Annotated in this window: 15 protein-coding genes, 1 tRNA gene and 1 pseudogene; 9 read left to right on the top strand and 8 right to left on the bottom strand. The window is 30.9% G+C overall.

Annotation, left to right across the window (positions count from 1 at the left end; translation table 11 throughout):
- Nucleotides 1-8 precede the first annotated feature (8 nt).
- The 3 genes and pseudogenes from HA148_RS03025 to HA148_RS03015 all read left to right on the top strand — a co-directional run bounded on the left by HA148_RS03025 (nt 9) and on the right by HA148_RS03015 (nt 4,046).
- The gene (locus HA148_RS03025) at nt 9-992 is read left to right on the top strand and encodes an NAD-dependent epimerase/dehydratase family protein (protein ID WP_209130062.1); all 984 of its coding nucleotides are present in this window, start codon (nt 9-11) and stop codon (nt 990-992) included.
- Nucleotides 993-1,051: 59 nt separating this feature from the next.
- Entirely contained in the window at nt 1,052-1,402 is a 351-nt protein-coding gene (petE, locus tag HA148_RS03020) for a plastocyanin (RefSeq protein WP_209130060.1), read from the top strand.
- 67 nt (nt 1,403-1,469) lie between these two features.
- A pseudogene (locus HA148_RS03015) lies at nt 1,470-4,046 on the top strand (ATP-dependent Clp protease ATP-binding subunit).
- A gap of 48 nt (nt 4,047-4,094) precedes the next feature.
- Here the strand turns inward: HA148_RS03015 and HA148_RS03010 are convergent.
- On the bottom strand, nt 4,095-4,565 hold the full coding sequence (locus HA148_RS03010) for a 6-carboxytetrahydropterin synthase (RefSeq protein ID WP_002807714.1): 471 nt from the start codon (nt 4,563-4,565) through the stop codon (nt 4,095-4,097).
- A 63-nt stretch (nt 4,566-4,628) separates the two neighbouring features.
- Here HA148_RS03010 and hisIE point away from each other — a divergent pair, with 63 nt between their 5' ends.
- From hisIE to HA148_RS02990, 4 genes are all read left to right on the top strand, one after another.
- The gene (hisIE, locus tag HA148_RS03005; RefSeq protein ID WP_209130058.1) at nt 4,629-5,288 is read left to right on the top strand and encodes a bifunctional phosphoribosyl-AMP cyclohydrolase/phosphoribosyl-ATP diphosphatase HisIE; all 660 of its coding nucleotides are present in this window, start codon (nt 4,629-4,631) and stop codon (nt 5,286-5,288) included.
- Between the two features lie 161 nt (nt 5,289-5,449).
- Complete coding sequence (locus tag HA148_RS03000; protein ID WP_209130056.1) at nt 5,450-6,373, top strand: sigma-70 family RNA polymerase sigma factor; 924 nt, start codon at nt 5,450-5,452, stop codon at nt 6,371-6,373.
- Between the two features lie 41 nt (nt 6,374-6,414).
- Entirely contained in the window at nt 6,415-6,783 is a 369-nt protein-coding gene (locus HA148_RS02995) for a YkvA family protein (protein WP_011818080.1), read from the top strand.
- A complete protein-coding gene (locus tag HA148_RS02990; RefSeq protein WP_025894216.1) occupies nt 6,784-7,104 on the top strand; it encodes a hypothetical protein in 321 nt (106 codons plus the stop codon).
- Nucleotides 7,105-7,298: 194 nt separating this feature from the next.
- On the opposite strand, the gene HA148_RS02985 is transcribed toward HA148_RS02990, so the two are convergent.
- Nucleotides 7,299-7,568, bottom strand: coding sequence for a YciI family protein (locus HA148_RS02985; protein ID WP_041484355.1), 270 nt, complete (start codon nt 7,566-7,568; stop codon nt 7,299-7,301).
- Between the two features lie 97 nt (nt 7,569-7,665).
- Between HA148_RS02985 and HA148_RS02980 the strand changes: the two genes are divergently transcribed.
- Nucleotides 7,666-8,022, top strand: a complete 357-nt coding sequence (locus tag HA148_RS02980) for an AbrB family transcriptional regulator (protein ID WP_209130053.1) — start codon at nt 7,666-7,668, stop codon at nt 8,020-8,022.
- An 81-nt stretch (nt 8,023-8,103) separates the two neighbouring features.
- Here the strand turns inward: HA148_RS02980 and trpA are convergent, their stop codons facing one another.
- From trpA to pyrC, 5 genes are all read right to left on the bottom strand, one after another.
- Nucleotides 8,104-8,946 (bottom strand): tryptophan synthase subunit alpha, encoded by an 843-nt coding sequence (trpA, locus tag HA148_RS02975; protein WP_209130051.1) that lies wholly within the window; start codon nt 8,944-8,946, stop codon nt 8,104-8,106.
- 28 nt (nt 8,947-8,974) lie between these two features.
- Nucleotides 8,975-9,295, bottom strand: coding sequence for a DUF3007 family protein (locus HA148_RS02970; RefSeq protein ID WP_209130049.1), 321 nt, complete (start codon nt 9,293-9,295; stop codon nt 8,975-8,977).
- A 4-nt stretch (nt 9,296-9,299) separates the two neighbouring features.
- On the bottom strand, nt 9,300-9,533 hold the full coding sequence (locus tag HA148_RS02965; RefSeq protein WP_025892975.1) for an NAD(P)H-quinone oxidoreductase subunit L: 234 nt from the start codon (nt 9,531-9,533) through the stop codon (nt 9,300-9,302).
- Nucleotides 9,534-9,610: 77 nt separating this feature from the next.
- Nucleotides 9,611-9,696, bottom strand: a tRNA-Leu gene (locus HA148_RS02960).
- 99 nt (nt 9,697-9,795) lie between these two features.
- Nucleotides 9,796-10,845, bottom strand: a complete 1,050-nt coding sequence (pyrC, locus tag HA148_RS02955) for a dihydroorotase (RefSeq protein ID WP_209130047.1) — start codon at nt 10,843-10,845, stop codon at nt 9,796-9,798.
- Between the two features lie 118 nt (nt 10,846-10,963).
- Here pyrC and HA148_RS02950 point away from each other — a divergent pair, with 118 nt between their 5' ends.
- Nucleotides 10,964-12,043 (top strand): calcium/sodium antiporter, encoded by a 1,080-nt coding sequence (locus tag HA148_RS02950; protein ID WP_209130045.1) that lies wholly within the window; start codon nt 10,964-10,966, stop codon nt 12,041-12,043.
- A 2-nt stretch (nt 12,044-12,045) separates the two neighbouring features.
- Here the strand turns inward: HA148_RS02950 and gorA are convergent, their stop codons facing one another.
- A complete protein-coding gene (gorA, locus tag HA148_RS02945) occupies nt 12,046-13,410 on the bottom strand; it encodes a glutathione-disulfide reductase (RefSeq protein WP_209130043.1) in 1,365 nt (454 codons plus the stop codon).
- Nucleotides 13,411-13,449: the final 39 nt, after the last annotated feature.

Below are 13,449 nucleotides of genomic sequence, written 5' to 3'. Positions count from 1 at the left end.
TCAAAGTCTTGGGATATAAAAACTTATTAATAACAGGCGCTAATGGATGTGTTGGCCAATATTTAGTTGATTGGTTTTTGAAAAACACAAAATTCAGGCTTTATCTGATGGTAAGAGACAAAAGTAAGTTACCAATTTCTGTTCAAGAAAATAAAAAAGTTAAGTTAATGGTGTGCGATATCAGGGAATCAAATAGGTATAAAAACGAAATTAGTCAAATTAATTACCTAATACATACTGCTACAGCTTGGGGAGATCCCAAAAGAGCCTATGAAGTAAATATTAAAGCTTTTGAAGAATTACTAGAAATGCTTGATATTGAAAAGTTAGAAAAGATTATTTATTTTTCAACAGCTAGTATTCTTGATACCCAAACAAAATTAATGAGGGAATCATTGATTTATGGAACAGAATACATTCAAACAAAATATGAATGTTTCTACAGACTTAGAGAAAGCTCATTTGCAGAAAAAACATTCGCTGTTTTTCCTACCTTGGTGTTTGGAGGGAATCTTGGAAAAAAAAGTAAATATCCTGTGAGTTATTTAACTAGTGGATTGAAAGAAATTGGGAAATGGCTTTGGTTAGCAAGATTTTTAAAACTCGATTCTAAATTTCACTTTATACATGCAAATGATATCGCCCAGATTTGCGGGTTTCTAATTAAAAATCATAAAAAAGAGCAATACAAAGGCTTTAGAAAATTTGTGCTAGGTCAAAAATTCATTTCAATTGATGATGCCATAATTACACTTTTAAAGAAACATAATATGAGGAGATTCTTTGCGATACCGCTTACAAAAAAAATTCTAAAAATATTATTAAGAATTCTCCCCATCCAAACTACTCCTTGGGATAGCTTCAGTATCAAAAAGTATGACTTTAATCATGTACCCATCACTAATCCTGAGACTTTTAAACTTAAAAGTTATGCCAAGTCACTGAATGATATTTTAAGGTTATCAAAGTTACCAAGCTGTAATAACAATTAAAATTCTCGCAGTTAGGTTCCCAAAGCCTTGTAATATATATATATAAGCAAATTTTTATTATGTTACGTTCAATCTTTGCAGGGTTATTTGCAATAGTTTTAACTCTAGGTATAGGTATTTCATCAGTTTCAGCTAAGACTGTTGAAGTAAAACTTGGAACAGATGCTGGAATGCTTGCATTTGAACCAAGTACAGTAACCATTAGTGCTGGTGATACAGTTAAATTCGTCAATAATAAACTTGCCCCTCACAATGCTGTTTTTGATGGGCATGAGGAATTAAGTCATGCGGACCTAGCTTTTGCTCCAGGAGAGTCTTGGGAAGAAACATTTGATACTGCTGGAACTTATGATTATTATTGCGAGCCACACAGAGGCGCTGGAATGGTAGGAAAAGTTATTGTTGAATAAATCTTCTAAATAGTTAAACTCCCTTTTTGACTTAATATTTATTTCGTTCATACCCAAATTTTGATTGATGAAAATAGTTCCAAGCGAATTTGAAAATTCTGCTTGGAACTGTTTTATTTTGGCCAAAGAAATTTCTTATAAAAATCATCAACAGAACGTAGACTCTGATAATTTATTATTGGCTCTTATAAAAGAAGACAGCCTTACAAAAAAATCTAAAAAAATAATGTAAATATTAAAAAGATTTAGAACGAAATAATGTCTTCACTGAATCGAAGGCAAGAATGAAAGATTAACGAGATAATTTATATATTTGTGATACTCTTACAAAATATTTTTGAAATCGAATGATATTAAAAATACTTTAAATGATGTAGTGATATCAACAGAACATTTAGTTTACGGTTTCACTTATGATGGTAAATATGGATTTCAAATTTTTAATAAAAAAGGTATTCCAGAATTTCTTGAAACTATAAAGAAAATGAAGTCAGATCCAGCAGTAAAAAATGACCTTAATACTTCTAATGAGTCTTTAGATAAATATGGTATTGATCTAACCCATTCAGCAAGGGATGGTGTCTTAGACCCAGTTATTGGTAGGGATGAAGAAATTAGAAGGACAATTCAAATATTGAGTAGAAGAACAAAAAATAATCCGGTTCTTATTGGAGAACCTGGGGTTGGTAAAACGGCCATTGTAGAAGGGTTGGCTCAAAGAATTATTAATGGAGATGTACCTTCTGCGTTAAAAGATAGGCAATTAATTTCATTAGATATGGGTTCACTTTTAGCTGGGGCAAAATATCGTGGAGAATTTGAAGAAAGAATAAAAAATGTCCTAAAGAAAGTGAAAGAATCGGATGGTAAGATCATTCTTTTTATTGATGAAATTCATACAGTTGTTGGAGCTGGTGCAAGCGGAGGTTCTTTAGATGCAAGCAACCTATTAAAACCAATGCTTGCGAGAGGAGAACTTAGATGTATTGGTGCTACAACGATTAATGAACATAAACAAAATATAGAAAAAGATCCTGCTCTAGAAAGAAGATTTCAGAAAATAAAAATTGAGGCTCCTTCAATAGATGATACTGTATCAATATTAAGAGGATTGAGAGAAAGATATGAAGTTCATCATAGTGTGAGAATTAGTGATAATGCTTTGGTTGCAGCTGCAACCCTTAGCGAAAGATATATTAACGATAGATTTCTTCCTGACAAAGCAATAGATTTAATCGATGAAGCAGCCTCAAGATTAAATATGGTCATAACTTCAAAACCTGAAGAAATTGATGAAATTGATCGAAAAGTTCTTCAGCTTGAGATGGAAAAATTATCTTTAAAAAGAGAAACAGATGATTTTTCTATAGAGAGATTAAAAAAAATCAATAATGAACTTATTTCACTTAAAGATAGACAGGAAGAATTAGGAGCTCAATGGAAAAAAGAAAAAGATGAAATTAATGAGATTAGCACCATAAAAGAAGAAATTGAATCCATCCAATTACAAATAGATCAAGCCAAAAGGAGTTTTGATCTCAATAAAGCAGCAGAATTGGAATTTGGGACTTTAAATTCATTACAGAAAAATTTGAAAGAAAAAAGTAAATCCCTTGTAAATTCTCAAAAAAATGGAGAGACAAGTCTTTTAAGGCAAGAGGTGACTTTTGATGATATTGCAGAAGTTGTCTCAAAGTGGACCTCAATTCCAGTTCAAAACTTAAACCAGTCAGAAAAAGATAAGCTTTTAAGCCTAGAGTCGATCCTTAAAGAAAAAATCATTGGTCAAGATAGCGCAATTAGAGCTGTGGCAGATTCTATTAAGAGATCAAGGACTGGTTTAAATGATCCAAACAAGCCATTAGCTAGTTTCCTCTTTTTAGGTCCAACTGGTGTTGGGAAAACAGAGCTGAGTAAAGTGACAGCAAAAATTATATTCGATTCAAATTCTTCAATTACAAGACTGGATATGTCTGAATATATGGAAAAGCATTCAGTGAGCAAAATTATAGGGGCGCCTCCTGGATATTTAGGTTTCGAATCAGGCGGTCAACTAACTGAAGCTGTACGCAAAAATCCTTATTCATTAATACTCCTAGATGAAATAGAGAAAGCTCACAAAGATATTTTAGATATTCTCTTACAGGTTCTTGATGATGGAATCATTACTGATGGTCAAGGTCGTACAATCAATTTCAAAAATTCAATCATTGTTCTCACAAGTAATTTAGGAAGTCAATCAATAAATGATTTATCAGTTAGAAAAGAAGATACAAATGAAATTAAAAAAGTTGTAGATAATGAAATAAAAAAATTTTTCAAGCCTGAGTTTTTAAATCGACTTGATGAAATAGTTATTTTTAATAATTTAGAATTAAATGACATAAAAGAAATTGCAAAAATCCAGCTTCAACATTTAGAAAAAAGACTTAACAAAAAAAACTTAAAATTCAAAATTACGGATGAAGCAATTAACCAACTTGTCGAAAATAGTTTCGATCATACCTATGGTGCAAGGCCTTTAAAAAGAATTATTCAAAAACAAATTGAGACAAAAATTTCAAATAATATATTGAATAATCATTACCTTAATAAAGACGAGATTAATATTTATCTGATTAATGGGAAGATAAATGTTGATTAAATATCTAATTAAAGAATCCTATATGACTTTAAAATTAACAACTTTAATCTAAGATTTGAACCAATCAGGAATTTCCTCATAACTTGCTTTATTCGATTTATTTTCTTTTGATTCTGTTTTCCAACAACATGTTCTGCCCTTATCCTTATCCTGCAAGTATTCATTAGCCCATCTCCAAATTAATTCAGAGGTGAACTCCATTCCCACATTATCCATAATTCTCAGATCTAAAGCATCTAAGTCATGTAATTTTTCCCAGTAATTCAGCAAAGGGTCATCTTTATTTATTAGAAAAGTATGGTCAAATTGCTCCTTTAGTCTATTTTCTAGGGGCTTTAGACTTGAAAAATCGACAACAAAACCATTTAGGTCTAATTTTTTTGCAGTGAACCAAAAGGTGAATGATCTTGAATATCCATGCACAAATCTGCAGTGGCCTTCATGGCGCCATTGCCTATGTGAACAGGGAAAATCCTCATAACTTTTGCTGCATGAAAATTTCAGAGAATGAATATACATCAATTAACTGTTAGGATAATTTTTAATAAAACACATTGAGGAGGATTTAACATAACGAACATAATGACTTATTCAACTAATTTTTCGATAGAGGATCTACGCTTTGATAATTATGGATTAATCCCTGCAATAGCACAAGATTGGCTTGACGGATCAATTCTTATGCTTGCTTGGATGAACAAAGAATCTTTGACAATTACACTTGAAACCAAAAACGTTCATTATTGGAGTAGATCAAGATCCGAAATTTGGAGAAAAGGAGCTACAAGTGGAAGTACCCAAATACTTAAGGAGATAAGATTCGACTGCGATAATGATGCACTTATCCTTTTGATTGAACAAAATGGTTCAGGCGCATGTCACACTGGGGAAAAAAGTTGTTTTTTCAACGAAATCAAAATTAATCAAAGTGATAAAAAAGAGAAAAAAACAACTCCCTTCTCAAATATTTGCTCTGAATTATTCAATACAATTAACGAAAGATCAATAAATCCATCAAAAAAAAGTTACACAAATCATTTATTAACAAAAGGTAGTAATACTATTTTGAAAAAAATAGGAGAGGAATCTGCAGAATTTATAATGGCTTGCAAAGATAAAGATAAAAATTCAATCTCAAATGAAGCTGCTGATTTAATTTATCATCTGCAAGTAGCCCTTATGCATAAAGGGGTTGAGTGGAGAGATGTACTTGCGGTTCTAGAATCAAGAAGAAAAAATTAAATAATTAAAATTTATAATTTTAAATTTTTTACCTTAGAAATTTTAAAAAATAATGTTAATTAACTAATTAATAATTATTAATTAATTATTAATTAATTATTACATGTATGGCTTATTACTGAATTAACTATAAGTTAAATATATCAACAATGAGGTAAATCGTGAGTTCATTAAGCGATTTTCTTGGTGAAATAGGTCGTCATCAACTTTTGACTCCCGAAAGAGAACTCACAATGGGCAGAAAAGTCCAAGAAATGGTAGTACTTGTTAATAGATGTCAAGAGGCAGGAGGGAAAGGCCCCGCTTGTGAATACTCCGAAGCTGAGAGAAAAAAGATAAAAATTGGTGAAAAAGCTAAAAACGAGATGATAACAGCCAACCTAAGACTAGTTGTCAACCTAGCCAAGAGATACCAAGGGAAAGGATTAGAATTACTAGACTTAATTCAGGAGGGTACATTAGGTCTTACAAGGGCCGTAGAAAAATATGATCCGTCTAGAGGACATAGATTTTCCACCTATGCTTATTGGTGGATTAGGCAAGGTTTAAATAGAGCATTGTCAACTCAAAGTAGAACGATAAGGATCCCTGTTAACATTAATGAAAAGCTTACAAAACTAAGATCAGCAAAATCAAAGCTTATGCAACTTAAGGGTATTCCACCTACTAGTGATGAGCTAGCTGAAGAAATGAAAATAACCAAAGAGGAAATTGAAGAACTCCTTTCTTGTGAATTGAGAAGCATCACTGTTAGTCTCCAAGGTACTGTTAAATCAAAATCAGATCCTTCCGAGTTAGTTGATATTCTTCCAAGTGATCAAACTCCCCCAATGGAATTAGCCGAATTAGCCGAAAGGACAGCTTCGGCTTGGAAGTTATTAGATAAAGCAAATTTAACTGAGAAAGAAAGAAAGATAGTAAGCTTAAGATTTGGTTTAGACGGCTCAAATGAATGGAGAACTTTAGCTGAAGTTGCGAGACATATGAGTTGTAGCAGGGAATATTGCCGACAAGTTGTTCAACGTGCTTTAAGAAAACTTAGAAAAGCAGGAATACAGAATGGATTAGTTGATAGTATTAGCTAAAAATTCCATTAAGAATATCTAAATTTCATTTATTTATAAGGATGAAGGAGAATTACAAAACTCAAGAAAAAATCTATGATGCTGAAGTTTTAGAAAGTTCAACATTTGATGAAAATATCATTATCAAGATTCTTATTAAAGCGGGAAGAACAATTGCCAAGCCTGCCTTAGAAGTTTTGGAGATGGCTTTAGATCCTTATACACCTGCACAAGTGAGAGTTTCATTAATGGCTGCTCTAGCATATTTGATTATGCCATTTGATCTTTTCCCTGACTTTATGCCTTTAGTTGGTTTTAGCGATGATTTTGTAGCCCTCACAGCAGTACTCAGTATATGGAGCAAATACATGACTCCTTCAATAAGAGCAAGAGCAGAGAATAAGCTTAATAAGTTATTTCCTTTTTATTGAATGAGTAAATTATCTATACAGGAAGAAAAAGAACTCGTCTCCTTCATTAAAGATTGGTTAAAAACGCATGGATTTACCCAAAAAGACTTAGCAAATGAATTAAATATTAAATCGAGTAGAACCTCCGAGATTATTCTCAAAATGAAAGAATTATATAAAAAAGGCGGCATGTTCAACATTGCAAAAAATCTTATAAAGATTGAGCAAAAATGGTTAAACAATATCAAGAACGATTATCTAGAAACAAAACAAACACCACCATATAATCAATTAGATATCGACTCATTAGTAAACCAGATAAATCAAGATACTAGTAAATAAATATTATTTAAAAAAATATATTTTTAATTAAAAATGATATAACCTCTTAAAACTAACGTTTAAATAAATATCGTTTTAACTCCCAAATAAGATAAATAATTGAATTTTTAAAGCAAAAATAATATGTATTTTTAAGTTAAATTAATCCTTTAAATAAATAGTTAATAATTACTAAATTTTTTCTTAAATCATATTTAAAATGCTTGAATCCAGGGATAAATATCATAATTAATCCATATACCTTTTTCCCAATATATATCCTCCTCAATAAGATCTTTCAACTCGTTTACATCATTAGCATTAAAAATTCCAAACAAATATTTGGTACATTTTGTTGGCCCTAATGTAACTAAAATATCGCTATCTTTTAAGTTTTTAAGTCTCTTAAGATGTTGTTCTCGAAATGGTTCCCTTTTAATAATTGCATCTTCACAGTACCGTCCAAAAACTACAAACTTTTCCATTTTTAAATATAAATAATAGAATTAATAGATACTTAATAATTGCATATTTTACACGCAGATTGCTATGTTATTTAATACAACTTTCTTTTAATTAATCATGCTAACTGGTAGCGATCTCCTTGCAAAAGTTAAAGAACTTGGTGATGTTAGCAAATCTGACCTAGTTCGCGCCTGTGGATATGTTTCCACTAAGAAAAACGGAGGTGAACGCTTAAACTTTACCGCATTTTATGAAGCACTTTTAGAAGCAAAAGGGGTTAATCTTGGTGATTCTGGAGTCGCAGGTATTGGAAAAGGTGGAAGAAAACTTAGTTATATTGCTACAGTTCAAGGCAATGGAAATCTTCTAATTGGGAAAGCATATACAGCACTTCTTGATTTAAAAGCAGGTGATGAATTCGAAATTAAGCTCGGAAGAAAACAAATCAGATTATTACCTACAGAAGAACCTTAAAGACAACAACAATAAATTGGTAATAACATTTTTTATTAATTTCTATAAATAATTCTTTTAATTAATTAATTATCTTTGTATTTATTTTTTTTGATCAGCAGCTAAACGCATTTCTTTACAAAATTCGCCAACATGATCGACAACATCTTTTTCTCTTGAGCTCGAGATTCGTTTTACAAATGCACTCCCAATAATTACTCCATCTGCTCCCCACTCACGAACTTTATTAACATGTTCTGGAGTTGATATTCCAAAACCAACAGCAATTGGATTGCTATTTACATCTTTTAATTTAGCAATTAGATTTTCTACTCTATTTTCCATTTTGTTTCTCTCACCAGTGACACCTGTAACACTTACTAAATAAGTAAAGCCTTTTGTATGATTTGATATTTGTTTCATTCTTTCAAAAGGAGTAGTTGGCGCTACCAATAAAATTAAGTCCATAGAATAGTTACTAACTATTTTAGAAAATTTATAAGCTTCTTCCAAAGGGAGGTCAGGAACTATTAGTCCAGAAACTCCAGCATCAGATGCCATCTCACAAAACCTTTCAAAGCCAAAACATAGTAATGGGTTCAAGTAAGAAAAAAGGATGATGGGGATATTTAATTTACCTTTTAAAGACTCTAAAAGTTTAATTACTTTTCTTAAGCTAGTTCCTGACTTTAAGGCGCGAGAGGCCGCGACTTGAATAACAGGTCCATCTGCAAGTGGATCACTATACGGGATACCTAATTCAATAAGGTCAGCTCCATTTTCTTGTAACTTTAATAAGATCTCAGACGTTATTTCAATATTGGGATCCCCAGCCATTATAAAAGGCATTAAAGCAAATTTTTTTTTATTTTTTAACTCACAAAACATCTCATCTACCTTAGATAAAGATTCATTTTTAGTAATTTGCATTTTGTTATCTTTCATAATTTTTAGATATTTTTCTATGAAAAATTTATGGATTTTTCTCTAAATCTTCCATAAGTTTTTGCTGCTCTTCCTTTGGCAATGAGTTGAATTTAGTTTCTAGTTTATCATTAACAACTTTTTCATACTCTTTTCTATAACGCTTCCTTTGTTCCATAAAAGTCATTTTTCCATTTACAACTCTATAAACATAAGATGTTACCCAAGTAATAACAATCAAAATCAAAATACAACTTGATAGAGTAGTGGCTGTAAAATTATCGATACCAATTTGCGGTGCAAATTTATAACTAATTAATCCTATTAATGAAATAAATAAACCTATTTGTATAACTTTTCCTTTAGTCAATTATTTACCCTTTACCACTTCCTTTTAGTCTGAGATTTAAAAATGGAGAAAATAAAATTAAACCAGGAAAGAAAAGAAATACAAGGCCATAAATTCCTAATCTTTCAAATTTGCCCATAATATTCCATCTATTATTCATCCAGTAAAATAGTAACAATGGGATAACCAATAAATAGGTAGAAATAATTCCGATATAAGCAATTAAAGTAGCGAATGAATTATTGAAAAAACTTTCCATTTTAATTTATGTTTGCCTAGTTAAAACATAACAACTATTGGAAGTTATCGTCAGAACTAAAATAAATAATTAAATAATGGGAGTGGGGGGACTTGAACCCCCACGAGCTAAATCGCTCGACGGATTTTAAGTCCGGCGCGTCTACCAATTCCGCCACACTCCCAAAGGAATTTGCGCTTTCTAATCGTAGCTGAAAGTAACCCATTTAACCAAGAAAAATTGGAATATTTACACTTTTAATTGTGAGATTAAATCCAATTTTTTAATTTACTATTCCTTCTACTTGCCATTGTAAAGTTTCACCTGCATGAAATGGTTTTATTTGTCCGACAATATTTTTTTCTTCAACAACATCAATATATTCTTTGATTTTGTGAGGTCTAGAAACTAATTTTAATTTTTCTTTATTTGGTGGGACATTATAAAAATTAGGGCCATTCAAACTTGCAAAGTTCTCAAAATTGTCTAGAGCATCCTCCTCTTCAAAAACTGTTAAGTAGCTTTCTATTGCTACTGGCGAATTAAAAATGCCTGCACATCCACAAAAAGCCTTCCACTTCCTAAGGTGTGGAGCAGAGTCAGTCCCCAAGAAAAAACATTTTTTCCCACTTGTTGCCGCTCTCCTTAAAGCGAGTCTATTATTTTCCCTCTTAGCAACTGGTAAGCAGTAAAAATCACTATTTAAGCCTCCAAAAAACATTGCATTTCTATTTATATGCAAATGATGCGGAGTAATAGTAGCCCCAATATTATTTTCTTGCACAAAATCCACTGCGTAAGAGGTGGTTATATGTTCTAGAACGATTTTTAATTTTGGAAATCTTTTGGTTATTTGAGAAAGTTCTTTATCTATAAAAACTTCTTCTCTATCGAATACATCTACTTCAGAATCAGTCACTTCCCCATGAATTAAAAGAGGCATTCCAGAATCTTGCATTAATTCAAAAATCCTATATAGATTTTCTATTTTCCTAACTCCATGACTGGAATTTGTTGTGGCATTAGCAGGATATAATTTTGCTGCAAAAAAAACATTTTTTTTAAAACCATTAATTAGTTCCCCTTTATCAGTGTCATCTGTAAGATAAATTGTCATTAATGGTTCAAACTTAGAACTTTCTGGGAGCGCTTCAACAATAGATTTCTTATAAGAAATAGCGCTATTGATTGATGTTATGGGACTTTTAGTATTTGGCATAACAATGGCTCTTCCAAAATATTTGGAAGTAAAATGAATGATATTTTTTAATACAAGACCTTCTCTTAAATGTAAATGCCAATCATCAGGTTTTATTATGTTTAAAGTCTTCAAAATTTTTTCTATTTAATCAATTTTAACAGCAAATTAAAATTGACAATAAATTATAGATATTTGAGGATAGTTATTAACCAATTATGAAAATTTTTATTATCTAAATTAAATCCTAAATATGAGTGATTTTTTATTTCCAATAATAGAAATATTTTTAGGCATAGTTCTACTTTTTGCTGGAGGAGAGTTCTTTATTCAAGGTGCCATATTTTTATCTTTAATTTTAGGAATACCTCAAATAGTAATTGGTTTGACAGTTGTTTCTCTTGGAACAAGCTCTCCTGAGTTGTTGGTAAGTTTGAGTTCAATTTTAAAAGGCAGTGATTCGCTTGCGGCAAGCAATGTAATTGGAAGCAATATTTTTAATGTTCTCGTTGTTTTGGGCATAAGCTCATTGATAACGCCTCTTAAAGTAAAAAGCAGAATAGTAAGAAGAGATGTGCCTCTTTTAATGGCAATTTCTTGTGCAGTTTGGGCTATGTCATCAACAGGATTATTAACATTGCAAGCAGGGATATTTCTAATTTTTTGTTTAATCTTAAATACAATATGGGAAATCAATACCATCAATGAAAAAGGAGAGGAGACAAAAGATGCTGAACCAGAGATAGAAGAATTAAAAGATAACTATAAAGGGAAAATGAATATTTTACTAAAGTTAATATTGGGAATATTTCTTTTAAGCTTTGGTTCAAATATTTTAGTAAATGGTTCTCAAACGCTCGCTACTCTTTTGGGTGTAAATGAAATTATTATTGGTTTAACTATCGTCGCAACTGGGACATCTTTACCAGAATTAGTAACTTCAATAATTGCTGCATTTAAAGGCAAAACAGATCTTGCAATTGGGAATGTAATAGGAAGTAATTTACTCAATCAACTTTTAATCCTTGGAAGTTGCAGTATTTTTTCTGGATTTAAAGGTTTAGTAATTGAAGAGAGTCTAATAAAAGTTGACTTACCTTTTATGGTTTTAACTACCTTTGCATGCTTACCAATTTTCTGGAGCAAAGGGAAAATTACAAGAATTGAAGGATTTATTTTGCTTAATCTTTATATTTTCTACATTCTCGATAAGATACTTTTCCTGAATAAATTTGACTTCCTTTCTGAATTAAGGATAGGTTTATTTATTTACTTTGCATTACTTATAGTATTTCTGATTGTTCAAGAAAAATTAAAATTTTCTAATTCATAATTTTATCCATACATAGTCACAAATTCTTCTGAGATAGTTGGGTGCAAAGCCATAGTAAAATCAAAGTCTTTTTTTGTTATCCCTGCATTTAATGAAATTGATGCCATTTGAATAATCTCAGACGATGTTTCTCCAAACATATGACATCCTAGGACTTTGTCAGTTAGCTTATGAACTACAATCTTCAACATACATTTTGATTTATTCTCTTTAAAGGTATTAGACATAGGGGTAAATTTGCATTTGAAAATTTTTATATTTTTTCCAGAGTAAATCTCTTTAGCTCTTTTCTCACTTAAGCCAACTGTTGAAATTTCTGGAATAGTAAAAACGGCCTTAGGGATATATTCATAATTTACTTTTCTTTTTTGGTCATTAAAAAAATTATCCGAAAAAACTCTCCCTTGTTCTATTGCTACTGGAGTTAAGTTTGGCTTATTTATGATATCGCCAACTGCAAAAATATTTGAGTTGCTTGTTTGATTAAGTTCATTGACATCTAAATATTGGCCATCCATCTTTAGATTTAAAAAATCTAAATTTAAAGGCAAAAGATTTGGTTCTCTTCCTGTAGCAATAAGGATATTATCAGTTAGGAGTTTATCTCCCGAGTCTAGGGTAGATTCCAAATTTCCATTTACTTTTTTGATAGAATTTAATTGAGTATTGGGGATTATATTGATTTCAGTAAAAGTAGGTGATTCCTCTAGGCATGAAGAAAGATCCTCATCAAAACCATTAAGTAAATGTTGACCTCTAATTAATTGAGTTACTTCAGTACCTAAATTTCTGAAAATAGAAGCAAATTCACAGGCAATATATCCACCTCCTACAATTAATATTGATTTAGGAAATTTTTCTAATTCAAAAATATCATCACTAGTCCATGCCAAATTTACCCCAGGAATATTTAATTTCTTTGGTTTACCTCCAACTGAAATAAGAATTTTTTTTGAACTTACTTTGTTTTTAATTTTCTTTGTTTTTGAACAAATAATTTCTAATTCATTTTGAGTAATAAATCTTCCTAAGCCTTCAAAAATAGTTATATTCAAGTTTTTTAAAGAATTTCTATGTAAATTACTTAATCTAGAAACCTCCTCTCTAACATTCTTCAACAAAACATTTGATTCAAAATTAATACCTTCATTTTTTAATCCATATCCTTCAGAAGAATCCATATTTTTTTTACTTTTAGCTGCATAAACCATTAATTTCTTAGGCACACATCCCCTTATCACACAAGTTCCTCCTATTTGATTTGCTTCTATGATTGCGACCTTTGCTCCATAACTAGCCGCACGTTTAGCCGCCGCGAGTCCCCCAGATCCAGCGCCAACAACAATTAAATCAAATTCAAATTCCAAGACTTTTTTTAATCAATTATTATAACGTTAGTTTATAGC

The organism is Prochlorococcus marinus XMU1405 (assembly GCF_017696275.1).
In the GTDB taxonomy this organism is placed as follows: domain Bacteria; phylum Cyanobacteriota; class Cyanobacteriia; order PCC-6307; family Cyanobiaceae; genus Prochlorococcus_A; species Prochlorococcus_A marinus_AB.
This window is presented reverse-complemented; position numbering and strand designations above follow the sequence as displayed.

Bases quoted from the DNA above. Each gene is read 5' to 3' on its own strand.
- petE (WP_209130060.1), top strand. From the start codon at position 1,052: ATGTTACGTTCAATCTTTGCAGGGTTATTTGCAATAGTTTTAACTCTA.
- HA148_RS03010 (WP_002807714.1), bottom strand. From the start codon at position 4,565: ATGTATATTCATTCTCTGAAATTTTCATGCAGCAAAAGTTATGAGGAT.
- hisIE (WP_209130058.1), top strand. From the start codon at position 4,629: ATGACTTATTCAACTAATTTTTCGATAGAGGATCTACGCTTTGATAAT.
- HA148_RS02995 (WP_011818080.1), top strand. From the start codon at position 6,415: ATGAAGGAGAATTACAAAACTCAAGAAAAAATCTATGATGCTGAAGTT.
- HA148_RS02990 (WP_025894216.1), top strand. From the start codon at position 6,784: ATGAGTAAATTATCTATACAGGAAGAAAAAGAACTCGTCTCCTTCATT.
- HA148_RS02985 (WP_041484355.1), bottom strand. From the start codon at position 7,568: ATGGAAAAGTTTGTAGTTTTTGGACGGTACTGTGAAGATGCAATTATT.
- HA148_RS02980 (WP_209130053.1), top strand. From the start codon at position 7,666: ATGCTAACTGGTAGCGATCTCCTTGCAAAAGTTAAAGAACTTGGTGAT.
- trpA (WP_209130051.1), bottom strand. From the start codon at position 8,946: ATGAAAGATAACAAAATGCAAATTACTAAAAATGAATCTTTATCTAAG.
- HA148_RS02965 (WP_025892975.1), bottom strand. From the start codon at position 9,533: ATGGAAAGTTTTTTCAATAATTCATTCGCTACTTTAATTGCTTATATC.
- HA148_RS02950 (WP_209130045.1), top strand. From the start codon at position 10,964: ATGAGTGATTTTTTATTTCCAATAATAGAAATATTTTTAGGCATAGTT.